At 37.5% G+C, this 26,897-nt stretch carries 22 protein-coding genes, 3 pseudogenes and 2 riboswitches; of the genes and pseudogenes, 18 read left to right on the forward strand and 7 right to left on the reverse strand.

What is annotated here, in order from left to right; translation table 11 throughout:
- The first annotated feature begins 138 nt into the window (after positions 1-138).
- From FJQ98_RS08705 to FJQ98_RS08735, 7 genes and pseudogenes are all read left to right on the forward strand, one after another.
- Positions 139-1,383 carry a Zn-dependent hydrolase gene (locus tag FJQ98_RS08705; RefSeq protein ID WP_053593526.1) on the forward strand — a complete coding sequence of 415 codons (1,245 nt, stop codon included), beginning with the start codon at positions 139-141 and terminating at the stop codon, positions 1,381-1,383.
- A 79-nt stretch (positions 1,384-1,462) separates the two neighbouring features.
- On the forward strand, positions 1,463-2,866 hold the full coding sequence (gene hydA, locus FJQ98_RS08710) for a dihydropyrimidinase (protein ID WP_053593525.1): 1,404 nt from the start codon (positions 1,463-1,465) through the stop codon (positions 2,864-2,866).
- A 457-nt stretch (positions 2,867-3,323) separates the two neighbouring features.
- A complete protein-coding gene (locus FJQ98_RS08715) occupies positions 3,324-4,694 on the forward strand; it encodes an NAD(P)-dependent oxidoreductase (protein WP_082339850.1) in 1,371 nt (456 codons plus the stop codon).
- Between the two features lie 263 nt (positions 4,695-4,957).
- Positions 4,958-6,220: an NAD-dependent dihydropyrimidine dehydrogenase subunit PreA gene (preA, locus tag FJQ98_RS08720; protein WP_053593524.1), complete on the forward strand. Its 1,263-nt coding sequence runs from the start codon at positions 4,958-4,960 to the stop codon at positions 6,218-6,220.
- A gap of 110 nt (positions 6,221-6,330) precedes the next feature.
- A complete protein-coding gene (locus FJQ98_RS08725) occupies positions 6,331-7,851 on the forward strand; it encodes an NCS1 family transporter (RefSeq protein WP_053593523.1) in 1,521 nt (506 codons plus the stop codon).
- 56 nt (positions 7,852-7,907) lie between these two features.
- Entirely contained in the window at positions 7,908-8,117 is a 210-nt protein-coding gene (locus FJQ98_RS08730) for a hypothetical protein (RefSeq protein ID WP_053593522.1), read from the forward strand.
- A gap of 237 nt (positions 8,118-8,354) precedes the next feature.
- Positions 8,355-8,822, forward strand: a pseudogene (locus FJQ98_RS08735) (amino acid permease); the annotation flags it as partial.
- Here the strand turns inward: FJQ98_RS08735 and FJQ98_RS08740 are convergent.
- On the reverse strand, positions 8,780-9,058 hold the full coding sequence (locus FJQ98_RS08740) for a hypothetical protein (RefSeq protein WP_075807193.1): 279 nt from the start codon (positions 9,056-9,058) through the stop codon (positions 8,780-8,782). The pseudogene FJQ98_RS08735 and the gene FJQ98_RS08740 sit on opposite strands and share 43 nt — an antisense overlap.
- A 154-nt stretch (positions 9,059-9,212) precedes the next feature.
- Positions 9,213-9,977: a peptidoglycan editing factor PgeF gene (pgeF, locus tag FJQ98_RS08745; RefSeq protein ID WP_053593520.1), complete on the reverse strand. Its 765-nt coding sequence runs from the start codon at positions 9,975-9,977 to the stop codon at positions 9,213-9,215.
- Positions 9,978-10,150: 173 nt separating this feature from the next.
- Here pgeF and FJQ98_RS08750 point away from each other — a divergent pair, with 173 nt between their 5' ends.
- From FJQ98_RS08750 to FJQ98_RS08775, 6 genes and pseudogenes are all read left to right on the forward strand, one after another.
- Entirely contained in the window at positions 10,151-10,774 is a 624-nt protein-coding gene (locus FJQ98_RS08750) for a transmembrane-type terpene cyclase (RefSeq protein ID WP_053593519.1), read from the forward strand.
- Positions 10,775-10,890: 116 nt separating this feature from the next.
- Positions 10,891-11,414 (forward strand): annotated as a pseudogene (locus FJQ98_RS08755) (CAP domain-containing protein).
- 217 nt (positions 11,415-11,631) lie between these two features.
- Positions 11,632-11,946 carry a hypothetical protein gene (locus FJQ98_RS08760; protein ID WP_053593518.1) on the forward strand — a complete coding sequence of 105 codons (315 nt, stop codon included), beginning with the start codon at positions 11,632-11,634 and terminating at the stop codon, positions 11,944-11,946.
- A gap of 295 nt (positions 11,947-12,241) precedes the next feature.
- Positions 12,242-12,535 (forward strand): S-layer homology domain-containing protein, encoded by a 294-nt coding sequence (locus tag FJQ98_RS08765; RefSeq protein ID WP_053593517.1) that lies wholly within the window; start codon positions 12,242-12,244, stop codon positions 12,533-12,535.
- A gap of 149 nt (positions 12,536-12,684) precedes the next feature.
- Positions 12,685-13,599, forward strand: a complete 915-nt coding sequence (locus FJQ98_RS08770) for a VanW family protein (protein WP_343069262.1) — start codon at positions 12,685-12,687, stop codon at positions 13,597-13,599.
- Between the two features lie 188 nt (positions 13,600-13,787).
- A complete protein-coding gene (locus tag FJQ98_RS08775; protein WP_053593516.1) occupies positions 13,788-14,612 on the forward strand; it encodes a methyl-accepting chemotaxis protein in 825 nt (274 codons plus the stop codon).
- Positions 14,613-14,660: 48 nt separating this feature from the next.
- Here FJQ98_RS08775 and FJQ98_RS08780 read toward each other — a convergent pair whose 3' ends face one another.
- Both FJQ98_RS08780 and FJQ98_RS08785 read right to left on the reverse strand, forming a co-directional pair.
- Positions 14,661-15,278, reverse strand: a complete 618-nt coding sequence (locus FJQ98_RS08780) for an HAD hydrolase-like protein (RefSeq protein ID WP_053593515.1) — start codon at positions 15,276-15,278, stop codon at positions 14,661-14,663.
- Between the two features lie 677 nt (positions 15,279-15,955).
- A pseudogene (locus FJQ98_RS08785) lies at positions 15,956-17,415 on the reverse strand (IS1182 family transposase).
- A 249-nt stretch (positions 17,416-17,664) separates the two neighbouring features.
- On the opposite strand from FJQ98_RS08785, the gene FJQ98_RS08790 reads away from it, so the two are divergent.
- Positions 17,665-19,041, forward strand: coding sequence for an IS4 family transposase (locus tag FJQ98_RS08790; protein WP_053596084.1), 1,377 nt, complete (start codon positions 17,665-17,667; stop codon positions 19,039-19,041).
- A 34-nt stretch (positions 19,042-19,075) separates the two neighbouring features.
- Here the strand turns inward: FJQ98_RS08790 and FJQ98_RS08795 are convergent, their stop codons facing one another.
- The 3 genes from FJQ98_RS08795 to FJQ98_RS08805 all read right to left on the reverse strand — a co-directional run bounded on the left by FJQ98_RS08795 (position 19,076) and on the right by FJQ98_RS08805 (position 21,759).
- Entirely contained in the window at positions 19,076-19,369 is a 294-nt protein-coding gene (locus FJQ98_RS08795; RefSeq protein WP_201406675.1) for a hypothetical protein, read from the reverse strand.
- Positions 19,370-19,855: 486 nt separating this feature from the next.
- Positions 19,856-20,632 (reverse strand): YibE/F family protein, encoded by a 777-nt coding sequence (locus FJQ98_RS08800; RefSeq protein WP_053595317.1) that lies wholly within the window; start codon positions 20,630-20,632, stop codon positions 19,856-19,858.
- Positions 20,632-21,759 (reverse strand): YibE/F family protein, encoded by a 1,128-nt coding sequence (locus FJQ98_RS08805; RefSeq protein WP_201406676.1) that lies wholly within the window; start codon positions 21,757-21,759, stop codon positions 20,632-20,634. The genes FJQ98_RS08800 and FJQ98_RS08805 overlap by 1 nt, the downstream gene beginning before the upstream one ends.
- Before the next feature lie 288 nt (positions 21,760-22,047).
- A riboswitch (FMN riboswitch) is annotated at positions 22,048-22,173 on the forward strand.
- Between the two features lie 203 nt (positions 22,174-22,376).
- A riboswitch (FMN riboswitch) is annotated at positions 22,377-22,502 on the forward strand.
- Positions 22,503-22,743: 241 nt separating this feature from the next.
- Between FJQ98_RS08805 and ribE the strand changes: the two genes are divergently transcribed.
- From ribE to FJQ98_RS08825, 4 genes are all read left to right on the forward strand, one after another.
- Complete coding sequence (gene ribE, locus FJQ98_RS08810) at positions 22,744-23,382, forward strand: riboflavin synthase (RefSeq protein ID WP_053595319.1); 639 nt, start codon at positions 22,744-22,746, stop codon at positions 23,380-23,382.
- 220 nt (positions 23,383-23,602) lie between these two features.
- Positions 23,603-24,241, forward strand: a complete 639-nt coding sequence (ribB, locus tag FJQ98_RS08815) for a 3,4-dihydroxy-2-butanone-4-phosphate synthase (protein ID WP_277815956.1) — start codon at positions 23,603-23,605, stop codon at positions 24,239-24,241.
- A 349-nt stretch (positions 24,242-24,590) separates the two neighbouring features.
- Complete coding sequence (gene ribH / locus FJQ98_RS08820) at positions 24,591-25,058, forward strand: 6,7-dimethyl-8-ribityllumazine synthase (RefSeq protein WP_053595320.1); 468 nt, start codon at positions 24,591-24,593, stop codon at positions 25,056-25,058.
- Between the two features lie 325 nt (positions 25,059-25,383).
- On the forward strand, positions 25,384-26,829 hold the full coding sequence (locus tag FJQ98_RS08825) for a spore germination protein (protein ID WP_053595321.1): 1,446 nt from the start codon (positions 25,384-25,386) through the stop codon (positions 26,827-26,829).
- The last annotated feature ends 68 nt before the right edge of the window (positions 26,830-26,897 follow it).

Consider the following 26,897-nt stretch of genomic DNA (forward strand, 5'->3'; position numbering starts at 1 on the left):
TTTTCCCCCCTTATTATGAACATAACTTACCATATATCATGTGCAGATGCACATATTTTTTTAGTTTGATATCCATATCTCATAATTTTTAACTCTTATAGAATGTGTATTAACTACTGTGAAAGAGAGGACTTGCATATGTATAAGTGTAATAGTAGACGATTGCAAGAGTTAATTGAACAATTTAGTCAATTTGGAGCTACTGAAAATGGTGGCGTAACTCGTTTGTCACTTTCGAATGAGGATGTTTTAGCAAGAAACTATTTTGGTGAGTGTTGCGGAGAATTAGAGATGGACATCAAAGTCGATGATATGGGTAATATTTATGCCATTCTGCCTGGGAAAAAGGATGTCCCTCCAATTGTCATGGGGTCGCATTTAGATTCCGTTGAAAAAGGTGGGAAATTCGATGGTGTATTAGGCGTTTTAACTGCCATAGAGGCAATAAGAACGTTAAAGGAAAACGAGATTGAGCTAGATATACCGTTAATGATTGTTAATTTTACTAACGAAGAAGGTGCTCGTTTTGATCCAGCAATGATGAGCTCTGGTGTCATCTCATCAAAATTTGAAAAAGAAAAAATGCTACAATCTGTCGACAAAAATGGCACTAGTTTCAAAGAAGCACTGCAAGCAAGTGGCTATGAGGGAGATCAAGAAAATCGCTTAAAAGAAGCGCTTGCTTATATTGAATTGCATATTGAGCAAGGACCTGTTCTTGAGGCAAAGGAACAGGAAATAGGAGTCGTTGAAGGTGTATTAGGCATGGTTTGCTATGAAATTACGGTTACAGGGCAGTCCAATCATGCTGGAACTACACCGATGACAATGCGTCAAGATCCGATGATTGTGTCATCAAAAATCATTACGTATTTACATGAAGAGCTTGGAAAAATTGATGAACAGCTAGTGTTTACCTTTGGCCGAATGAATGTCTCTCCAAATATTCATACCGTTATACCGAACAATGTGACTTTTACGATTGATTCACGTCATCAAAAGCCAGAGATTATGCAAAAGGTTGAGGATATACTGAATAATCTTCCTACAGAGGATATGGGCTGTAGCATAAAGCCAGTTAAGCTCTGGGGTAGGGATACAGTCTATTTTGATACACAAATTTGTAATGAAGTGGAAAAGGCTTGTCAAAGCTTCGGCTATACTGCTCATCGAATGTTTAGCGGGGCAGGTCATGATGCGCAATATATTGCAAGCATCATTCCTTCAGCGATGATTTTTGTACCAAGTATTAATGGTAAAAGTCATTGCGAGGAAGAGGAAACAACATTTGAGGATTGTGCGAAAGGAGCAGATGTATTACTTGAAACAGTATTGACGCTGCAAACAAAATTCAGTATGGGAGAGACATACACGTTACATTAAGGTGGGTGTTGTGAATTATCTTTCCTTACATTGTCATGGTTGAGCATTCTCCATTATTTTACGAAGGGTGAGGGGCAGAATGAAAAAAATTATTAAAGGTGGACGAGTAGCGACAGCTGCAGATGTTTTTGAGGCAGATATTTTAATTGAAAACGGAAAAATTGTTCAACTTGGTAAAAATTTATCCGATGCAGGGGCAGAAATTATTGATGCTACTGGTAAGTTCGTGATGCCAGGAGGAATTGATCCGCACACACATTTAGATATGCCATTTAACAATACTGTGACTGATGATGATTGGAAATCTGGTACGATTGCGGCGGCTTTTGGAGGAACAACTACTATTTTGGACTTCTGCTTAACGGCAGGTGAGGAAAAACTTTCAGCTGCCGTTGAAAAGTGGCATGACAAGGCAAAGGGAAAATCAGCCATCGATTATGGATTCCACTTAATGATTGGTGATTTAACCCCTGAAACGGAAGTTGAATTACCGCAAATTTTAGAGCAGGAGGGCATTACTTCTGTAAAGGTATTTATGGCTTATGCAAAAGAATTTCAAGCAACAGACCGCACCCTTTTTAAGGCTTTTAAAATAGCAAAAGACCTTGGTGCTGTTGTTATGGTGCACTGTGAAAATGGTTCTGTTATTGATGAGCTTGTGGAAGAGGCTCGACGTGCAGGTCATAAGGAGCCAATTTATCATGCACTCACTCGTCCTGCTGAATTGGAGGGCGAAGCAACGAAGCGTGCCATTGAATTAGCTCATATTGCTGGTGCTACGCTTTATGTTGTGCATGTAACTTGTAAAGAGGCAGTAGACGAAATCATTGCGGCACGTGAAAAAGGCTATGACGTCTACGGTGAAACATGTCCACCTTATTTAACTTTGGATCAATCTGCTTTAGCACAACCTGGCTTTGAGGGTGCAAAATATGTTTGGTCTCCACCACTTCGTCCAAAATACCATCAGGATCATTTATGGAATGCTCTAAAAGCAAAACAACTACAAACGATTGGCTCTGATCAATGCTCGTTTAGTTTTAAGGGTAAAAAGCAGTTAGGATTAAATGATTTTTCTAAAATTCCTAACGGTGGGCCATTTATTGAAGATCGCTTCAGTATTTTATATTCAGAAGGTGTAGCTAAAGGGAAGATTTCTATTAATGAGTTTGTCGATATGATTTCCACAAGTGCAGCAAAAATATTTGGTTTATTCCCACAAAAAGGAACGATTGCAATAGGTTCTGATGCCGATATTGTTATTTTTGATCCAGAGGCAAAACGAGAAATATCGGCTAAAACGCATCATATGAATGTAGATTATAACCCATATGAGGGATGGGAAGTAACTGGTGAACCAGTCAGTGTACTAGTTCGTGGAGAGTACGTCATTAAAAATAAAGAATTTGTAGGAGTATTAGGTAGTGGGAAATATATAAAACGTCCATTAAAAACAGCAGCTACAGAAGCACTAAACATTTAGTTAACGTTATGACCGATTGCTTTGGATGGAGAGCAGAGCAATCGGTTTCGTAATATTTTCATTTAGCTACAGAAGACTATCTATCCCTATACGTGGTGAGATGAATGTTGAATGTAGCTCTTTTTTCAATGGTGTAACTAATAAGGCTCATCACCAAAAGTTGTGGATGACATATGTTCAAACGTATGCCATTTATATAGGTTGATTGGAGTGGAGGCTGGCGACTCCTTGGGGATCAGCGATATAGAGGAACGAAGGCTAAAAGCATCACGTCCTGTGATAACGCCTTCGTGACCAACATCCTGTTGGCCCGAGACCCTGCAGCGCAGCGGATGTTTTCTGTGCGAAAGCGAAGCGGCAGCAACAAAGCGCCCAGCCGGAACGGAAATCAACCTACACATTATGGTGACGAGCCATGATAAGAAGGAAAAAATGAACACATGAGGGGGATGTGGAAATGGCTCTGAATCAAGAAAATATAATGTCCCAACAGTTAAAACGTAATTTTATGGAATTGACTAGCAGGATGACAAAGAATGAGGCAATTGAGGAAGCTAATCGTTGCCTTTATTGCTATGATGCACCATGTATCAAAGCCTGTCCAACGAGTATTCAAATCCCAAATTTCATAAAAAAAATTGCTTCTGGTAATATGAAGGGCTCTGCTACGACTATATTAGAAGCAAATCCAATTGGTGCAAGCTGTGCAAGGGTTTGTCCAACGGAGGAACTATGTGAAGGGGCGTGTGTATTAAATTCCTCAACAAAGCCAATTAAAATCGGAGAGTTACAGCGCTATGCAACAGATTGGGCAATGGAAACGAATGCTCAGTTATTTAAGCAAGGGCAAAGCAATGGACAGAAGGTAGCGATTATTGGTGCAGGTCCTGCCGGTTTATCGGCTGCTCGAGAACTTAGTCGTTTTGGCTATCATGTCACAATCTATGAAGCTGAATCGAAAGCTGGTGGCTTAGGTAGCTATGGTATCGTATCGTTCCGCCTACCAAATGAAGTAGTTGATTGGGAGATTGAGCAGATTGAAAAACTTGGTGTGGAAATCAAAACGAACACAGCTGTCGGTGTTGATATTTCTGCTGAAGATATCTTGGCGCAATATGACAGTGTTATTTTAGCAGTTGGTATGGGAGCTGTGCCAAATCTGGGCATTGAAGGAGAAGATTTAGACGGTGTACATGATGCGATAGAGTTTGTCAGAAAGACAAAAATGGGAACGCTTACAAAAAATATTGTTGGAAAGCGAGTGGCTGTCATTGGTGCGGGAAATACCGCGATTGACGGTGCTACAAGTGCAGTGCGTTTAGGTGCTGACAATGTTCAAATTCTTTATAGAAGAACACAAAAAGAAATGACTGCGTACAAATTTGAATATGAATTTGCCAAGCAGGACGGTGTGGAGTTTAAGTGGTTAACAGCACCGAAAAAAATTATTGGCAATGAGGCAGGTGTGGTAGTAGGCATTGAATGTGTGAAAATGAAGCTCGGTGAAGCGGGTGCAGATGGCCGACAAAGACCTGAAGAGATTGAGGGATCCAACTTTATTATTGAAGTGGATGCTGTTATTAAGGCCATTGGGCAAACACGTTTTGTGTCATTGATTGAAGCTTTTGGCTTGCAGCATACAAATGGCGTTGTGGATATTGATGAAACGACAATGCAAACTTCGAATGCCAAAGTATTTGCATGTGGAGATGTCGTCTTCGGAAATGGACAGGGCGAGGCGATGGTTGTAACAGCTGTACAGCAAGGAAAAGACGCAGCATACAAGACCCATCAACGTTTAACTTCTTTCAGCAAATCGCTTTTGTAGCGAAAGCAAAGCGTCAGCTACAGAAGTTTAAGCTACTTTTCAGCAGGTGTCCAAACACCCGCTGAATAGAGGAACTCAGTCTAAGAACGCCACGTCCTGTGGCAACGACTGAGTGACCAACATCACGTTGGCCCAAAGCCTCCGGCGGATGTCATGGAATCGGAAAGGAGTGCTTTGTGCTTGCACAAAGCCGATTCCAGACACAATTATGCCGAGGCATAATTGATGAAATCCAAGTGAGATTGCATAAGGGAGGAACTAATATGGCAGACTTACGCATTGACTTAGCGGGCATCAAATCGCCGAATCCATTTTGGCTTGCGTCAGCACCACCAACGAATTCAGGCTATCAAGTACAACGCGCATTTGAAGCGGGGTGGGGTGGTGCTGTATGGAAAACATTAGGTGATCCAATTTTAAATGTTTCTTCACGCTTTGCAGCTGTTAGCTTTAACGGACAAAGAGTAGCGGGCTTCAATAATATTGAACTGATTACGGATCGTCCGTTAGAGGTAAATTTACAAGAAATTTATGAAACGAAAAAAAAGTTTCCACATCACGCAATCATCGCTTCTTTAATGGTGGAGCCAAAGCAAGAAAAGTGGCATGAGATTGTTAAACGAGTAGAAGATGTGGGTGTTGATGGTCTTGAGCTTAACTTTGGTTGTCCACATGGGATGGCAGAACGAGGAATGGGGTCTGCCTCTGGTCAAGTACCTGAATTGGTGGAAAAACAAACGTACTGGGTGAAAGAGGCAGCGAAAACACCAGTAATTGTGAAGTTAACACCAAACATTACCGACATTACGGTAACGGCAGAAGCGGCTACAAGAGGTGGAGCAGATGCTATTAGTATGATTAATACGATTAACAGCTTAGCGGGTGTCGACTTAGATACATGGAATACAGTGCCTCATGTAGCAGGAAAGGGTGCCCATGGTGGTTATTGTGGCCCTGCCGTTAAACCAATTGCACTCAATATGGTTGCAGAGTGTGCCCGTAATCCATTAATCAATGTACCGATTTCGGGCATTGGTGGTATTTCCAACTGGCAAGATGCTGCCGAGTTTATATTAATGGGAGCTACGGGCGTGCAAGTGTGTACAGCAGCGATGCATCATGGCTTTAGTATTGTTGAGGATATGATCGATGGACTCAATAACTATTTAGATGATAAAGGCATTGCCTCTGTCATGGATTTAGTAGGTCGATCAGTTTCCAGATATTCCAATTGGGGTGACTTGGACTTAAATTATAAAATCGTGGCTGAAATTAATAACGATGTTTGCATTAACTGTAACAAGTGCCATATTGCATGTGAGGATACATCGCATCAATGTATCGACTTATATTCAGAAGATGGTCGCCCAATTCTGAAAGTTCGGGAAGAGGACTGTGTAGGTTGTAATTTGTGCTCAATTGTTTGTCCTGTAGATGGTGCTATTACAATGGTTGAACGCAAATCTACAGTTCCGCCAATGACCTGGAATGAACGTCAATCTCTGATTAGCAGTCTATCTAAGTGATATGTCTTTAAATAAACTGAAATTCCACCTTCCTTCAGCATTTTCGTTGGAGGAAGGAATAACCCCAATGTAAGTTGTCACGGAAATTTGATAAAAGAAGGAGAGATTATATGGAACGAGATGGGAATTATTTAAAATCCCCAGATTTACTTCCAGTGACACATCAACAAAGAAATATTGGAACATTTGGTTTTGCAGTAATTTGGATAGGGATGGCAATTGTCTTAGCGGCTTTTGCAATCGGTGGTTCGGGAATCATGAGCTTACCATTGCCAATGGTAATTTTAGCAACGTTGATTGGCTCGTGTTTAATTGGTGTATTTATGACGTTAATTGGTGATATAGGGATTGAGCATGGCTTATCATTCCCAGTATATATGCGTGCTCCGTTCGGTACATTTGGCACACATATTCCGTCACTTGTCCGCGGTGTAACGGCTGCCTGTTGGTTCGGTCTGAACACTTATTTTGGAGCATTAGCGATAAACGGCATTTTGAATTTACTTTTTAGTTTTGATAATTGGTTTATCTGTTTCATTGTCTTTGCAGCACTTCAATTATTTAATACATCTCTAGGGATTAAATCTATTGAACGTTTTGCAGACTTAGCAGCGCCAGTTATTATTTTAATTTCCTGCTGGATGTATTATACACTGGCAGATCATGCAGTAGCTCAAGGGAAAAATATTTGGACGTGGGTAGAGGCGCCAACAACAGGATTTGCAGCCTTCACTGCATTTATGGTAGTGATTATGGCAAATATGGGATTCTGGGCGACGCTAGCTGCCGACATGCCTTCACTTTCACGCTTCTTTAAAGCACCAAAAAATGAACGCAACTGGTTCAAACGCAACAAAACACAGCTGGTTGGTTCATTAATCGTCATGCCGATTACAAATACTTTCATTGTGACAATTGGTGCTGTGTGCTATATGGCTGTTGCCTCAGCTGATCCTATCAATGCATTACAGCAAAGTGCAAGTGGCTTTATTTTAGGGATTTTACTGTTAATGATTGTATTAGCACAATGGTCAACTAACACCTCTGCAAATGTTATCCCAGCGGCAACAATCTTCTCAAATATTGGTGGTCCAAAAGTGCCGTTTTGGGTTGGGGTTGTTATTGCAGGAATAATTGGTATTCTAGCACAGCCTTGGAGCTTATTTGATGTGTTAGTCAATGCACTTTTAATTATTGGAGGAATTTTAACAGCAATCGTTGGTATTTTATTTGCTGATTACTATTTAATCCGTAAACGTCGCGTGCATGTAAAAGCACTTTATGACTTAGATGGGCAATTTAAATATTGGAATGGCTTTAACATAGCTGGTTTACTCGCTTGGATTATCGGTGGTGTAGTGGCAAATATTTTCTCCACTTATTCTTCATTAGTAGGGTTCTTTGTAGGGGCACTTGTATATTATGTATTAGCGAAGTATTGGTGGTTCAAAAAATACCCTCAAGCTGAGTTAGAAGATCCAAGTGATGCAAAATATTTAGGGATTACAGTTGGTCATAATTTAGATGAATTATTTGGACAGCAACAAACGCCTGTGCCAACTGTTGTTCCAGATGAGGAAGAAATCGTTGAGCAACCAGATCCGCTGTTAGAAATAAAAGGTACTGAATAAATAAGACACCAAACAGATTTTCACTAGGTTGATTAACGGAAAGGTGAGGTGATTGCATGTCAGAATATCAACAAAGCACAGAGGAAATAAAAAAGGTGGATCATTATTTAGATAGCGGCTTCAAAATCCAAAATGTCTATGAAAATTTAAGTGGAATGTTTGTAGAATTTGCGCGTCAAGAAGAGGTTATTCTGTTGCAAATTCTAACAGCAGATGCACGCAAATACTTCTCTGCAAAGCTCCAGGAACAAACGTTATTACAGTAACAAAGTAAACTCTATTCCATTCATCTTTACATGATGGGATAGAGTTTTTTTAATATAATAAAATACAGCTTTACTCTTCGTTGATTCGTTTTCGGATAAAGCAAGATAGAATCGTGCTACAACAGCTAATCTGATTGTAATGAAACCTTCGAAGTGATGGATAGACCCTTCAAGACCGGCCTGAACAGTCGACCTGCCGGATAGAATACAAAAATGCCTTGCAATTCTTGCTCCATTTTTGTATATAGTGCAGGACGTATGCTGTATACGCTTGCTATGAATGGACAAGCACCTAAATTTTTTGCGAAGCTTTCTAGTAATGGTGTTCCGTTATTCGGTACAGCAGGCGTACTAATTGGTTTGGTTATCGGGGTTATTCTCAGCTATATTGCGCCAAAAAATTTATTTGTTTATGTATATAGTGCAAGTGTATTACCAGGGATGATTCCGTGGTTTGTTATTTTAATAAGTCAAATACGTTTTAGAAAAATAAAAGGTGAGCAACTGTCAAAGCACCCATTCAAAATGCCATTTGCACCTTTTACAAACTATATAACGATTGCCTTTTTAGTCATGGTGCTATTCGGTATGTGGTTTAATGATGATACACGAGTTTCTCTCATTGTGGGAATTATTTTCTTAGCTCTTGTTATCATTAGCTATTATGTTTTTAGAATTGGAAAAGATCGTCCAGTTAATAAATAATGAAATGTTAAAAGGGTGTATGTATTCCAAAAATAAGGGTCATCACCTAACGTGGGGTTGATTTCCGTTCCGACTGGGCGCTTTGCCGCTGACGCTTCGCTTTCGCGCAGATAAAACATTGTTGCTGTCGCTTCGCTTTCGCACAGACAAAACATTGTTGCTGTCGCTTTGCTGTCGCACAGATAAAACATTGTTGCTGCCGCTACGTTAGCACTACGCTTTCGCATAGAAAACATCCGCTGTGCTCCAGGGTCTTATCTGTGACGCTGATCCCCGAGGAATCGCCCAGTCTTCCCTACAATCAACCACTTAGCATGTATCCTCTGGCATATCACTCTAATTTATAGTGATAAAATGAAGGGACAATCCGTTAAGAATTGTCCCTTTTCATTACTGTTCTTTTCGCATAATAAAGCTTAAATGTCTTCCTGCCTGTTTATCTTGACGGTAGGAAAAGCCATCTGGGCTGAGATATGTGCAGGTTGAATCAATCAAAATTTGCTTAGAAGGAATGCCTGTAAGCTCACATTGTTTTTTAACAGTTTGTTGATTATCGATATGATATTTATTTGTTTGTGCATTGTAATACATAAAGTCTTCAGCATAGCCTAGCTTATGAAATTTTTCATAAACATCTGCATCCACCTCAAATTTCTGCTGACTGAGTGCCATACCGATTTGTACGTGAAAATCTTGTGGGTTACAATGCTCATGCTCCATTAAATGTTGGAAAAGCTTTAATGTTACTTCCTTAACAGTGCCTTGCCAGCCTGAATGAACCACGCCAATAAGGCCATTGACTTCATTATAAAAAATAACAGGTACACAATCTGCTGTAAAACTACATAAAAGTAAATTCGGCTCTAATGTATAAAGTGCATCCGTATTAGCAATGGCAGTGTCCATTTGCTCTGCGCCACGTCCTTTATCAGAAATCGTGACTTTATGGAAATTAGCACTATGTGTTTGTTGAGTGCAAATAAAATTATTTAAATCACAATGTAAAGTAGCTGCTAATTTTTTTCGATTATCTAGCACATCCGTTGCATTCACACATGTATGTAGCGCCATGTTGTTTTGTTCAAGCTCGATGTCATCCTTTAAGGTAGTGCCTGAGATAAATTGGTCATTATCAAAATAAATTTTAGTTTTCATATCATCACCTCATCTTACTATATATGATTGGTTAATGAATGTATAGGCGCTTACTCTTAAGATTTTTAAGAGTCCAAATATTCACACTCCCCCTGCATTCTTTTGACATAAAGAATAGATTTCTTCACATATAGTATCGAAGAATGATTATTAGAGGGAAGGAGTTTGTAAATATGACTCAAGAAAAATTCCTACTGATTTGCCAATTTGGCATGTGGCTATTTTGGATTATTACATATATATTAATCATCAAACAGGGAATAAAGGATAAGAGATATGGGATGCCCATGGCCGCAATTTGTGCCAATATTTCATGGGAATTTATTTTTTCATTTATGTATCCGCTAAATGATTTGCAAAGGATCCTTACTTTCCTATGGTTTCTTTTGGATATCTTCATTATGGCGCAATTTTTACTTTATGGTTATAAGGAGTATAAAAAAATTATTCCGAGAAAGATATTTTATTCATCTTTTTTCATAACACTCGTAGTAAGCTTTTTCACGATTTTAGCGCTGATGCATGAATTCAATGATAAGGCAGGCATATATGCAGCATTTTTCCAAAATCTGATGATGTCAGGGCTTTTTATCGCTTTATTCATACAAAGAGGGAACTTAAGTGGCCAATCAATGGGCATAGCCGTTTGTAAAATGATCGGGACTGTGTTTGCAGCAATTGGCTTCTATATGTATTTTAGAACACCATTGATTACTATTATTTCGCTTGCAATCTTTATTTATGATTGGGTTTATATAGTACTGATCTATAGATTTTATGTGAAATATGCTAAATAAAAAACTTTAAATCTGCACGCTTTTGCGGTAGAAGCCACCCTTAAGAGAGGAGGGCTTATATTTAAGCAGCACTTGCAACAGTATTATCTGCATCATTATTAGTTCCAGTCGGTGCTATGGCAGCCGATTCATATACAGTTGTATCTGGTGATTCTCTTTGGAAAATCGCTGTAAAAACAAACAGGAGTGCAAGCGCTTATAGATGCCAATCCTCAACTAGCCAATCCAAATCAAATATATTCAGGCCAAAAAAATTTATCTACCTACTAAAGAACAAGCAAGTGTAGAACAAGAAGTTGTCAAACTAGTCAATGCTAAACGAGCAAAAGCAGGTATTCCAGCATTAAAAGAAGATTGGGAGTCTGCGCGAGTAGAAAATATAAATCTCAAGACATGCATGACAAAAAATACTTTGATCACACAAGCCCAACTTACGGTACACCATTTACGGTGATGAAAAACTTCGATATCAGCTGGCGAAAATATTGCAATGGGTCAACGCTCAGCAGAGGAAGTTGTGAAAGCATGGATGAACAGTTCAGGTCAGAGAGCGAATATCCTGAACAAAAGTTATACACATATCGGTGTAGGATACGTCAAAGAAGGTAATTACAGGGCACAAATGTTTATACAAAAATAACAACGATGAACTACCTCGAACTCAGCTTTTACTGAGGGAAGGGTAGTTCTTTTTTCGTTATGAATTCTAACGGCGGTATTGCTAGTGCTACCAGCGATGTTCAAAACCCTAAGAACAAAAGAGCATTATTCTTGTAGAGTAAGCGATATCGTCATATAATATATGAATAATAATAATTATTTTATTATAAATATTCATAAAAGGTGAGTGGGGATTTATGATATCACGGACTTGGCATGGTATGGTTCCGCTAGAAAAGAAGATAGATTTCGAAGCATATTTACATAAAACAGGTATAGAAGAGTCGACTTCACTAGATGGAAATCTAGGAGCTTATGTAAAAATTATAGAGCAAGATCATTATGCACATTTCTTTTTGTGTACTGTCTGGTCATCGTGGGAGGCTATCCATCTTTTTGCTGGGAGTGAGCCAACAATAGCCGTTACATATCCTGAAGATGCAAAATACGGCTTAATTTCTGATCCAATTGTGATTCATCAAGAAGTTATTACAAGTGATAATCCATTTTAATAAACGCAAGCAGGTTCATTTTTATGAGCCTGCTTATTTTGTTAACAATTCGGAGTGAAAAACATTAACATTCCTCAGTATTCTAGTGTTTTTTTCTATTCTAATATTGGAAGAGGAAAGGAGGCTTACCTTTGAATAAAAATAAATATAAGGATCTATGTTTTACCATTGGTGAAAATGAAAAAGGAGATGGAAAGATAAAAAAACTATTACTGGGTAGCAATAGACCTGTTTTTAACGGGTGCAGGTAAATCTTCGGTAGCTACCGTAGGACTCTTTCATATAAGTGGTATGGATGTCGAATCAGCTTAAGGTGACTCAGGAGAGAAATGAGCAAGTTACTGTTTTACATAATAAATCAATTAGATGCATTTCAAAATACACAGCAACTAGAAATGCTTCGATTTCAAAGTCTTACAAAGTTCTTGCCTTTGCTATAACAGCAGGAGGGACAAGCACATTCCAAGACGTACCAACAACGCATTGGAGCTATAATTATATTGCCGCATTAGCTGATTACGGTATTGCACTTGGCTATAACGGTAAATTTAGCCTCGACGAGCCAGTAACACGTTTACTACAAAACTAACTATAAAATAAACACTCTACAAAGTGATTCACTCGACTTTGTAGAGTGTTTTCACTTTATAGACAAATAAAAATGAACAAAAAGCAACACACTATCAGCAATACACGAATAAGATGTCTCTGTAGTATTACGATAGAGGTAGGTGTTTTATGTTGAAAAAGAAGTGGATGGTCACACTGTGTATTGTATGCACAATTGGACTAGTTGGCTGTCAGTGGAAATCTGCGGATGAGAAAAAGCTAGAAAAACAAGTTCAAGAGTTAGAGCAAGAAAATAAGGAATTAAAAAAGCCTGTTACTTTTGAACAACAACAAGCAGAGCCCGTCGTTGTTGAAATTGTGGACCCTTCTACCAAAGCCATCATACAGACAATTTCACCGAAAGAAATGGACTATGAAAGTGATATGCAATCGTATACAAAACAAATTGAGCAATTGGCAAAAGAGTTAGCGAGAGGAAATGAAAAAACAGCCGGCTATGATAAGCGTATGATACTTGATAAACTAGATAATCAAGGAAAAGTAATTAAAGGTAGTCCTTTAATTGTTTTAAAAGAAAGTGAATTAGTAGAGAGAATCTTAGAAGCATCAGCGCTCGGTGGTAAAGTGGAGATGCCTCTTTACATTACAGAAAGCGGTTATTATTTTGAAGATATTCCTTATTTGGAGGATGTAATTGTCGCATCTTATACAACTTACTTCAATACCTATGATGTAGGAAGAAATAAAAATATTGAACTTTCTGCAAAGGCAATCAATAATGTTATCATTGGAAGTGGAGATAATTTCTCCTTTAACACAGTAGTTGGGCCTAGAGATGAAGCGAATGGTTATCAGCCCGCACCCGAAATCATCAATAAAAAGGTTGTGATGGGCATTGGGGGAGGTATTTGTCAAACGTCTTCAACCTTGTTTAATGCGGTTGATCAAATACCAATAAAATTTGTAGAACGTCACCACCATTCCTTGGATATTGGGTATGTTCCAAAAGGAAGAGACGCCACGGTTTCCTATGGTGGCTTAGATTTTAGATTTCAAAATACAACTGCCGTTCCATTTTTATAAAAAGCTAACTATGGTAAAAATTCTCTTACAGTTGAAATAAGAACAGCAGAAAAATATGTAGAAATCTTAAAAAAGCCATAGTAGTTTTTTCTAAGACACTTATGTCGCAGGTGTCTTTTTTTAGGTGTCATGATATAGTTAAATTGAGGTATTTCAGTATAATTGTGTTATGAGGAAGGGGAAAAACAATGCACCCAAAACTACAGGCAACAATAGATTCTATTGATTTTTATCAGGTAACATATCCAGAAGATGCTTGTATTATAGTTGCTGATACTGAGAAAGTCATTGCCTATAAGCCAGGTAAACAAGTGGACTTAAAGATTAGAGTTGGTGATCCTGTAGTGAAGTATCGTGGAACAACAACTGAAAAGGCTCTTAGCTCAGAAAAGTTTATTAGAGAAGAGCGAGGATCTGAGGATTTTGGAATGGCATATATTGCCTCAGCACAGCCTATTTTTGATGGTGGGAAAGTAATTGGTGTGTTAAGTGCCATTATTTCCAATGAAAAAATGGATGGTATGCGTTTATTAGCGACAGAACTTTCTAGTTCTGTTGAAGAAATGACCGCAACGAATGAAGAGTTAGCAGTAGCAAGTGTAGATGTATCAAATCGCTTGGAGGAGCTATCCAAGTTTTCGGAATCAATGACTGGCGATATTCAACAAATCAATACGATTGTTAATTTAGTAAAAGATTTAGCCATGAAATCTAAAATTCTTGGATTAAATGCTTCCATTGAGGCTGCTCGCTCAGGTGAGCATGGACGGGGCTTTGCTGTAGTAGCATCTGAAATACAGAAAATGTCGCAAAGTAGTAATGAAAGTGCCAATAGCATTACAAATCAATTAGAAAGCATTAAACAATCTATTGATCAAGTCAATGAATCAGCAAATCAAATCACAACGTTTACGCAACAATTTTCTGTGAGTATGCAGGAATTAACCGATGCTTATAAAGGGATTAACAGCACAGCAGAAAAATTAATGCATATTAGCGAGGTAAAATCCTAACATTTAAAAAGGATAATAGCGGGGGGGAATCGCCATTATCCTCTTCGTTTATATGATAGTTAAAATTTCCTGTGGTGTAGCAACTTTGTACTCGGGCTCCTCTTGTTGTATAACTTCAATAGCGTCATATCCCCAACCAACCCAAATAATAGGTACTCCCGCTTTTTTGCATGCTACAATGTCTCTTTGCTCATCACCAATGTATAAAACTTCTGATGGTGTAATGTTAGAGTCCTTTAAAAATTTTTTAATCACTTTATCCTTCCCGAAAATACGGTTTGAGCATAGAACATTTGACACACAATGAATGGCATTCATTTTTAGAAATTCTAAAATGTTCTCCTTTGAATTGGAGGAAATAATAAGGATTTTATAGCCCCTTTTATCAATTTCCATAAGGACTTCTTTAATACCATCATAAAGATGAACATCATTTAATGACTGTCGATATAATCGATAAAACTGTGGTAAAATCATAGGCAATTTATACATAGGAAAGTCAAATAATTTACTTCGATCCGCGATAGATAATTTTTTCAATGATTCAATTTCCTTTAACTCTATTCCTTTAAATTTATATTTCTGCGCAAGTGTATTCCAAGCTGATGCAAACACAGCCGTAGAATCTGCCAGTGTTCCATCAAAATCAAAGATGATATATTTCATAGTAAACTTTCTCCTTTATAATCTAGTTGTATTGACGCTTTTTTCTTAAAAAAGTTACTAGGAATAGGAACGCCTATTCTTAATATAATGACATGATTATACAGGATATGAAACAAAGTAATGCAAATAACTCTAGATGAGCAAATTTTTTCACTAATAGGTAAATATTTTTTCAGATTAAAGGGAACAAGACATTTTCTTTTGATAAATATTGTACCGAAGAATGCGTAAAATTCAACAACGAAAGTCTTTGTTTTGAAGAAGAATTGAAATGTAATCCAAAAACCAAAGACCTTGGAACAAAAGGTACTTTGGTTTTTGGATTAATAAGCGGCGCTGTAAAAGGCAGTTTATTGTGTTTTCTTCATAAATAATGAAAGCACAACGTTGAGCATAGCTAGTACTAAACTAATTTTAACATCTTTCAGCAAATGTTTTTTGCCGAAAGCGTAGCGACAGGTACAGATGTTTTATATAACGTAAGTGAAACGGCAGTCCGAGGCATAATTGATTGCTGTTTCACTAAATAACCCGACAAAGCCTGTTACCAAAAGGGCAGCCGTTATGGAGCGCACTGAAAAACTTACGCTTTCAAATTAGCGAACCTTTTTCAGATAATAATAAGGCACTTCTTGTTCAATTTTGAACAGGAAGTGCCTTATTTCTGTCTCTATTCCTTATTCATTTTCGTTTAGTAGCTTTAATATCCGTTTCAAATTGACAGCGAATATCGTTGTAGCACCTTGAATTTCCATGCCAAATAGACCCGCAGTCGATGCCGTATCGTACCCGTGTCCGTTTTTTAATTCACTATTCTTCGCTTCTACTTTATAGCGATTTGTGGCTAATTGCTTAAAAGCTTCCGTATTTTGAAATGCCTCTTGTTCGGCATGTGTATCCGACTTAATTGTGACAGAATACGTTTTACTTTTTGCGCCTTCTTTATAACAGCCCTCTCTCATTGGACATACTTTGCATTTTTCAATATCAAAATAATATGTCTGACTTTGATTCATACTCGTTCCTTTTTTACCCGTACGTGCTTTTCTTGTCACGAGATGACCGGCCTTACAAACAAACATTCCAGCATCTTTATTAAACTCAAACTTGTCTTCTTCTTTTCGTGGTCCTTGTGTAAGAATAGGGTTCAACTTTGCCACAAGTGCGATTTTCTCTTCTTTAGTATATTCGATGTTTGCCTTTTCAGAGTAAGCTGCGTCTCCAATAACTGTATTAATTTTCATACCTGCTTGTGTGCTTTTTTCAATTAACTCTTGAAGATATTTTCCATCGCTTTTTTCACCTGTTGTAATGACAGCCGCTGTAATAATACGTTCATCACTCAACGCGATATGTGTCTTATACCCGAAGAAAGAAGAATCCGACGTCTTATGCCCTTTTCGCGCATCCGCATCAGAAGAGTAATTTAGATGTTCTTGGAAATCTTCTGCGGCTTCTTTTAAAACATTCAGCTTTTCTTTGACAGCTGGCATTTGTGCAATTTGTGGTTCCTTTTCAATGACTGAAATAACTTCCTTACAGTAAGCTAATTCATCCTTTACTTCGTTAGAAGTGGTCTTTACGGGGAATTTGTCTTTCATCGATTCGTCAATTTTGTAGACAGCTTTTCGAGCGTTTTTTGATTTCTCTTGTAAAAATTCTTTAGGCGTTTTTTGGTTGTAACGTGCTTTTGTATGTGTGGCATCCACAATAATCGTTTGACTGTTGATGATTTTTTCTCCAATGCGATCTCAACTGTTTTCCCAATGAGCATGTCTAATAAGCTTACGTCTTGGAGACGAATCCGACGAAATTTTGTAAGCGAACTTGAATCAATGACTGGGTCTTCTGGCGCCATGTCCAAAAAATATTTGAATGACATATCGTACTTTGAACGCTCTACAAGGTCGACGTCTGATACATCATAAATCGCTTTTAATAATAAGTACTTAAACATGCGAATTGGAGAAATGGCATTACGTCCATTATCTAAACAATATTTTGTTTTTAACTCTTCTAAAATGAATGAAAAATCAACAAGTTCATTGATTTGGCGAAGCATATTATCTTTTGGCACAACAATATCGTAGATCGCCATATATGGACTTAAATGAAGGGTTTCTTGATTTGAAATCATCGGGGGCACCACCTGCACATTAATTCTTTTATTATAAAGGAAAACGTGACTAAAATAATAGTGTGATACATTGCGTTGTTTGGAGAAGCATCGCTCGACTCCTGCGGGAAAGCGAGACAGACGAGACCCCGCACGAAGCGAAGCGTAGGAGGAGGCTCGGCGCTCCATAGCTGTCAACTTAAGAAAAATGTGTATTCCTTTTAAAAAGTTGGTATAGATAATTACTAACTTTTTGAAAGGAGTTTTTTTATGATGATGCCAAAACATGTACAGTTACTCCAAAAGTTATTTGAATTCATTCGCCCTGAAAGAGTAGATGAAATCGCAAGGGAAACTGGTTTCATCAAAAGAAAGCGCCTTGTAACAGCTAGCGATTTTCTTTCTTTACTTTTTCATGTTCACGGTAATTTAGTAGACTGTACGATTCAAGAACTATGTACAAAATTACTAACAGAACAAGATATTTTGATTAGTCGTGCAGCTGTAGATAAAAAATTCACACCTGAAGCCACAGCTTTTTTACAGCGGCTCATTCAAGAGTTTTTACTCGAACAACAACAACTACAGCTCCCATCGCTCTCTTTGACGGATTCATGGCCGTTTTCAAGTATTCGTGTATTGGATTCCACTGTCGTTAGCGTGCCAGAACGTTTCAAAAAACGCACACAAAAAACTCAACAAGCATCAGCGAAAATTCAGTTTGAATACGATATTCTTTCTGGTCAATCGACATTTCTTCACGTTGCTTTCCAAAATATCAATGATGCTAAGATGGGCGCCAGTAGGATTCCATTTATTACAGAGAATGAACTCTGTATGCAAGATTTAGGTTACTTTAGCTTTGAAAATTTTAAAAAGATAGAGAGCAAAGAAGCATTTTTTATCTCAAAAGTGCGAACAGACGGGTATGTAGCTTTTAAAAATCCATTCCCATCGTATCATCCAAATGGCAAAGTGATTCAAAGTAGTCTGTATCATCGGATTGATTTAGTGGCGCTTTGTGAAAAGTTAGTACCAGGAGAATATTTAGAATTAGAAGAAGTTTATTTTGGACGAGATGCCCATTTTCCAGCCCGCTGTATTATTTTTTCGCATAATGAGCACCGTGAGGAACAACAAATCCAAAAAATTAATCGCCGGGCTGTCAAATCAGGAAAGGTACCAAAACAAGTGGTGCGTGATTTAGCAGGCATTACCATTTATATATCCAATCTGCCCGAGTGGATCTCTGCACGTCAAATCGTTGAATTATATCGCTTGCGTTGGCAAGTCGAATTAACTTTTAAAGTATGGAAGTCTAATTTGGAAATAGACCATTTCAAAGTGATGAAGAAGGAAAGGTGGCTCTGCCATTTATACGGCACCATCCTCGTCTATTTAATTAGCCAATTGATTGCGTATCAATTGAGAAATTTCATTTGGGAAGAGAAACAAGTAGAAATTAGTGAAGTGGTCGCTACAAGCAGTATCGCTACAGTCGTTTTACCTAAACTTTACGAAATGAGTATAAAAAAAGGGCAGTCGTTTAAAGACATAGTCCAAGCAGCTACTCAATTACTTCTAAAAACCGCTAGGAAACCGAAATCCATCAAGGGGACAGCCTTTAAACGCCTTCAACTTATATAGAATAACCAAAAATTACCATATCTATAAGGGTAGTTTATTTGGTATTCCCAAAAATACTTTCCCTCTTTCTATAAACGTAAAACTCATTGTTCATTAAAAAAATAATCAATTGGATATTTTTTAAAATCTTAAGTTGACAGCTATGGGCTCGGCGCTCGCCCGCGGAAAGCGAGCGGAATGCTTCGGAAAACAACAGTAGAGTCACAGTGCCAAATGAAAAAAGCGAGGCATTCAACGATTTAATCATTGAATACCTCGCAATGTGAGAAGCTATGGACTTTTTCAGTGCCTTCGCCGTTATGGGACCTGTTTTTATTTCTTTATTCAATTGCTATAACTCCTTCAAAAACATATTTGTGATAGTGGTTCCTAAAGAACTTCATGCATCCTAGAAGCTATGAGAAGTTAATATGATAAAACTGCAGAATTTTCGGATAATAATATTGTGTAAAATTCTATAAGTTTTTTTGATATAACTTATGCTAGTTATATTATGGATAGTTGAACCACTTTTTTTATGTAATCGTGATGTTGATTTTCAGCGATTTTCTTTCCTTATAGTTAGTACACCTCCATGATACCAACCCGCCTGTTTTTTACTATAGCAAGAAAAAAATTCTCTGAAGTACGTACTTTTTTACGCTCAAACATACGATTTCACAATTTAGATAATTTTTTTTGATATAGCATTCATTTTTTAGAGAGATAGTGATGGCTAGAGGATTTTAGATGAGAGGATCAGTTTTATAAAGTAGAGGAGTATAAAAAGTACCTGTCATCCGTTAGTAATGAGACGGCTGACAGGTACGGCCTATTATAAAGCATTTTCTGTTTTTTCTCGTTTTTTTATTAAATAATATGCATTTACTGAGGAAGTAATAGGAATGATGAGTGCTATCCCAATGCCTGCACAAAATATCATAATCATTTCAGTGGCAAATACTTTAGAATTTATAATGTCGCCAATTGAATAAGATAAATCTTTAAACCATATTAGCAAGCTTAAATATCCACCAAAGAAAGCGAAAAATAATGTATTTGTATCTGTACCTAAAATGTCCTTTCCAATGCTTAATCCAGATGTAAATAATTTTTTTCTGCTAATGAATGGGTTATGATGAAGAATCTCATGCATGGAAGTTGCGATGGAAATGGCAACTTCCAAAATGGCACCAATTGTACTTATAATAATGACGGAAGCGCCAATTTGAACAAAGTCGACGCTAATGTAAAGTGAAAATATGCTAATTTCCTCTGTTGATTCTTCGCCAAAGCCTCGAATCATTGATTTCTCCGTCACAAAAACAATGAACAGTAATAAAATTACTATGGTAATCATCGTAGAAATGAATGCAGTCACCGTTTTACTGCTCATTTCATTAATATAAAATAAGCTTATCCAACTTATGACTGTACAGGCAATGAGCGTTAATATAATCGGACTATTTTTTGGATTGGTCATTAAAAAGATGGTAATAAAGAGCACTCCAAAGTTTAAAAATAAAGATAGAAAAGATCGTACTCCTTTTTTTCCACCAATAACTATCATCAATATAAATAAAATGGCAGTTAACCACACTAATACATTCATTATTTTTGCCTCTTTCGATTAATGAAAAAAATAGAAGTGTATAGACTGATGGGAATCGTTAAGACAACGCCAATACCACCTGCTAAGGCCCGAGCTAACTCTAACGAAAGGTTCATGGATAGTGTTAGCCCTAATGTAGAAGAATTTTTCAAATATAAAATTAACATAGGTATTGATCCACTTATATAAACAAAAAATAAAATACTTGTGATTGGTCCCATGATATCTTTTCCAATATCAATCCCTGAGGTTTTCAGTGCTTTGTCAGAAATAGTATGATCTTGTTCAAATAAAGCAAAAATCGAAGAAGCCATTGTAATTGAAACATCCATTACAGCTCCTAGTGATCCAATAAATAACCCAGCCATAAAAACCGTTCGATAAGGCCGCGTTAAAAATTGCATTTCTTCATAACGAAGACCATTTTCGGATGTAATCCACATGACTAAAGAGGTAATCAATAACGAAATAAATATTCCTATAAGTGTTGCAACAATCGCTGCATATGTTTTTTCATTAAAACCGTTAATGAGTAACAAAGAAATGACTGTAAATAAAAGAATACATACCCCACTTATGAATATCAAACTTATATTTGAATGCTTCACATATAAATCCAGAGCGAAGGATAATACAAGAGCATTCACAATCAAACTGATGATCGAAAACAATCCTTGCCTTTTACCAACAATCAGCAAAGCAAAAACAAAAACCCACGCAACCAACAAGACAAATTGATCGCGCTTTACGTCTAAAATAGTCCCTGTTAAATCTGCGTTTTTGTTTGTGTTTGCTTTAATGTCAACAAATAATTTATTCCCAACATGGTACTCTTGATCGAAGGCCCCAGATGCTGAATACTCATTTGTAAAATGAATAAGCCGACCTTTTTCTTCACCATTTTTTAATACAGCAGTAATAAGCTGAGTATATAAATGATCATCATTTTCATACATATCCGTTACAGGGGTTGATTCTTCTAATTCTGTTTTTATAACTTCTGCAATTGAACGATCATAAAATGCTTCGTTGTGATAAACGAAATAAACCGAAGCGATGAAGCAAATTACAATAAAGGTATAAAATATAACTTTTTTATAAGACTTTTTTTTCAAGATGTTTTGCATTAATAAAACCTCCAATGAGAGAAGGGAATCTAATCATGTTCGTAGCAAGTGCTATTGTTGAAGTTGCAACAAACAACGCCTCACACTAACACTACAAATTGTCATTGTCAAGCCGATCAAAAATAGCCATGTATAATGTAACGCTCTAATGGATTAGAGGTTCCTTATTTAAAATACCCCTTGAGAGCTAAATTATCGGTAAAAATAAAAATACCGGTAAAAATTTTTATTAAGAATTATCTGGATAACCTAATAAAATAGTGTTATCGTAAGAAATAGCTAAATAAAAATATCCTTCGGGGTCGGGTGAAATTCCCAATCGGCGGTGATGAAGCAATTCAAAGTCCGTGAGCGCAAGCTGATTTGGTGCAAATCCAAAACCGACAGTTATAGTCTGGATGGGAGAAGGGTAAAAGTATGAGCTTTTTAAATTCACTTGAGTTTATAAGGTTTATTTGAGTATGCTTTTATGTAAACTACTTCCCATCGTTTAAGTTGGGAAGTTTTTTTTATCTTTATTCAGTAGGTGTTTGGACACCCACTGAATAAAGATAAAGCCTCCGGACGCAATTACGCCAAGGCGAAATTGATTTATTTAGCTAACGAATTGAATAGCAGTAGTTCTTCGGGGTCGGGTGAAATTCCCAATCGGCGGTGATGAAGTAATTCAAAGTCCGTGAGCGCAAGCTGATTTGGTGCAAATCCAAAACCGACAGTGACAGTCTGGATGGGAGAAGAACGATGAGATGACAGCCTATGGAAAAATTTTGTATCCATGAGGTTTATTTGTTAACGTCTTATTTATATGAACTCCCAAACCCCTTTAATCAAAGGGGTTTTTTGTTTGAACGAAAATTTTTGATTGCTGGGAGGAGGTACAGAAGGATAGAACTGTCAAAATGACAGATAGAAATCCGAAAGCGAAGGTTAGAAACCTATAACAAGTGAATGGAACACTTCAAAGCGTAGGAAGCAGGTGAAAAAATGTTTACAGGGATTGTTGAGGATGTTGGTACCGTAAAAACCTTGCAAAACGATAAGGAAAGTATGAAAATTACTGTTATTTCTTCAAAAATGGTGGAGGATGTTAAGCTCGGGGATAGTATAGCAGTCAATGGTATTTGTTTAACAGTGACACATTTTAATGAACAGGAGCTAACAATGGATGTAATGCCTGAAACGGTGAGAGCAACAAATTTACAGCAGCTTGCTGTTGGAAATCCGGTAAATTTAGAGCGCGCCATGCCTGCTAGTGGACGGTTCGGTGGTCATTTTGTATCTGGACATGTAGACGGAGTAGGGAAAATATTGCGTAAGCGGCCATTAGCAAATGCAATCTATATTGATATTGAGCTATTAGAGGAGTTAACGAGCTACTGTATTCTAAAGGGCTCCATCACGATTGACGGTGCGAGCTTAACACTTTTTCATGTCGAGAAAAATAGTGTCACAGTATCACTGATACCCCACACTTACAAGGAAACAATTTTAGGTATGAAGAAAATTGGTGATCTCGTCAATGTAGAGACAGATTTAGTTGGAAAATACATTTTGCATCAACTTAAGCGTGGGCAGGAAACGCCGACCATTACAAGAGACTTCTTAGCGCAAAATGGGTTTTAACTTCTTTCAGCAGAAGTCAAAACATCCGCTGAAAGAAGTTAAAGCCTCCGGCGGATGTCACAGAATCGGAAAGGAGTTCGCATAGGATGTTAGCCTAAAATCACCGCATCCATGCGATAACGGCTAACTGACCTGCATCACGCAGGCCTAAGCACAAAGCCGATTTCGGACGCAATTATGCCGAGGCATAATTGATCTAATAACATATTACGAACAGGAGGTGGCGATATTGCTACATTCAATTGAAGAAGCAATAGAGGATTTAAAACAAGGTAAGATGATTGTTGTAGTGGATGATGAGGACCGAGAAAATGAAGGGGATTTACTAGCACTGGCGGAGTTTATGACACCTGAAACAATTAACTTTATGGCGACCTATGGAAGAGGTCTTATTTGTACGCCGATTTCACAGCAGCTCGCACAAAAATTAGCATTAAACCCTATGGTTAGTATCAATACAGATAATCATCAAACGGCATTTACCGTTAGCCTAGATCATGTGAACACAACGACAGGAATTAGCGCCTTTGAACGGGCGATGACTATAAAAAAAATGATAGAACCACAAGCAAAGGCTGAGGATTTTCGTAGACCAGGTCATGTATTTCCATTAATAGCAAAGGAAGATGGTGTATTAGAGCGTAGAGGACATACGGAAGCAACAATTGATTTGGCCAAGCTTTGTCACAGTATTCCCGCAGGCATTATTTGTGAAATTATGGGGGACAATGGCAAAATGCTACGCTTTCATGACCTTGTTAAATATGCAGCGCAACATCATTTAAAAATGATTTCAATTGAAGCATTGGCAACATATCGACGCCAACAAATAATAGAAGAAAACAAACTAACAATATGAAGGCTATCACCAAAAATTTGGGATGACATTTGTTAAAACGTACTCCATGTATATAAGTTGATTGGAGTGGAGACTGGGCAACTCCTTGGGGTTCAGCGTCACAGATGAGACCCTGGAGCGCAAGCGAGTAGGGAACGAAGGCTAAATGCATCACGTCCTGTGATAACGCCTTCGTGACCAATATCCTGCCACTGCCGCTTCGCTTTCGCGCAAAAAACATCCTGTCGCTGCCGCGCTTTCGCACAGAAAACTATTTGTTGCCCCGACACCCCCAGGAAAGCGCCCAGTCGGAACGGAAATCAACCCCACGTTATTGTGATTAGATAATATAAATTAGGAGAGATTAAAAATGGGTAAAACATTTGAAGCACAATTAATTGGTACGGATTTGAAAATAGCGGTAGTAGTAGGTCGTTTCAATGAATTTATTACAAGTAAATTATTAGACGGGGCGTTAGATGGTTTAAAGCGTCATGGTGTAGTTGAGGATTCTATCGATGTAGCATGGGTTCCTGGTGCATTTGAAGTTCCTTACATCGCTAAACAGTTGGCTGAAACAAAGAAGTATGACGCAATTATTGGATTAGGTACGGTGATTCGTGGCTCTACAACACACTATGACTATGTATGTAATGAATCGGCAAAAGGTATTGCAAGTGTGTCACTATCTACAAATGTACCAGTTATTTTTGGCATTGTTACCACTGAAAATATCGAGCAAGCGATTGAGCGCGCAGGTACTAAATCAGGCAATAAAGGCTATGATGCGGCAATGTCTGCTATTGAAATGGCAAACTTAAAGAAGATGATTCGATAAAGTATTTTCTATAGTATCGGTATTTAATAGTGAATTATTCTAATCAGGCACTTTAAGCAACATGTATCCTTGAATATTTTTTAAATCCATGGGGAAAATATCCGTAAGTGTATTTATTGAAAGTTTAACTTCATTCAGCAAATGTTTTCGTAGCGAAAGCAAAGCGACAGCTACAAATGTTTTCGTAGCGAAAGCAAAGCGACAGCTACAAATGTTTTCGTAGCGAAAGAGAAGCGACAGCTACAATTACGCTAAGGCGAAATTGATTTCTCATAAATGTACTAATCTGGAGCTGACTCAGTAGGAGATGAGGAATATTTCATCAATGGAACATGATTTAAATTTGAAATCTTTGAAGGCACTATTTCAACGCTCTGCTGATGTGATATTCCAAGAGTTTATCTTTCAGCAACATAAAGTACATTTGATAACATGTGAAGCGATGATTAATGAGCAGTTACTACAGACCGTTATTGTACAACGAGTCCAATCATTATTTTTTGAAACATCGGAAGAACTGTTAGAGGAACATATACAAGAGAATTTACACATTCCCCATCTTCAGAAAATATCAAATAAAGATGAGGCCATTACAAGAGTCTATAAAGGACATGCATTACTGTATTTTGAAGATATAAATTTACTGTATTCAAGTTATATTGCTAAAAAACCAAATCGGGAGCCTAAAGAAACAACACTTGAATTAGTTGTCAAAGGCCCTAGAGATGATTTTATAGAGGATGTTTTTATTAACATTGCTTTATTACGAAAACGATTACCTACTAATTCATTAAGCGTTGAGACATATGAACTTGGTAAACGTTCTAAAACAACCGTAGCTGTACTTTATATAGAAGATGTCGTAAATCAAAAGATGCTTGAGCAAATAAAATTACAGCTGCAGGGAATTGATACGGATATTGTATTTAGTGGGGATCTATTGATGGAAAGAATTGAGCAGAGTACGAAGGTTCTACCTAGACATGATTATACTGGGCGTCCTGATTTCGCCATACAAGCTTTAAGTCGCGGGCGCATTATCATCATAGTTGATGGTGTATCATATGTCATTATTACTCCTGCTAATTCAATGTTACTATTTAAATCTGGTGAGGATAATGAATATCCGATTATTGTAAGCTCTATGGAGCGTATACTACGAATAGTAGCTGTCCTTATAAGTGTGCTTTTACCAGGTTTTTGGCTAGCACTAACGACCCATCATCAGGAGCAATTGCCATTCATCCTTTTAGCAACAGTTGTTGAATCAAGAATGGGGCTCCCATTTCCAACGATTCTTGAGATTTTAATGATGCTTTTTATGTTTGAATTATTTCGAGAAGCAAATATACATCTACCCAATGTTATCAGTGGTTCAATAAGTGTTGTTGGGGGATTAGTTATTGGAGATGCTGCGATTAAAGCGGGTGTTACGAGTCCTGCCATGATTGTCGTTATAGCTACTTCAAGTATTGCAGCTTTTACACTCGTCAATCAATCTTTTGTAACAGCAATGAGTATTTTAAGGTTAATCATCATTTTAGCATCTGCTTTTTTTGGGTTGTTTGGATTCTTCATTTCGGTGTTTTTCATCCTTCTTTATACTGCAAATTTACGAGTATTAGGTGTACCGTACTTAAATATGGGAGCAGATTTAGATTGGCAGGACATTAAAAGATCTTTAGTTCGTTTATCTCCAGCAGGTTATCGTAACCGACCTGAATTTTTAAATGTACAAGATAAGTCAAAAACATCGAGTAAGAAAAAATAAAGTTTTTAATAAGTGGGGTCTCTTTATCCCCCACTTATTATTAGTCTTCACCAAGTTTTACGGGCAGT

This window comes from Lysinibacillus agricola, from assembly GCF_016638705.1.
Taxonomy (GTDB): domain Bacteria; phylum Bacillota; class Bacilli; order Bacillales_A; family Planococcaceae; genus Lysinibacillus; species Lysinibacillus agricola.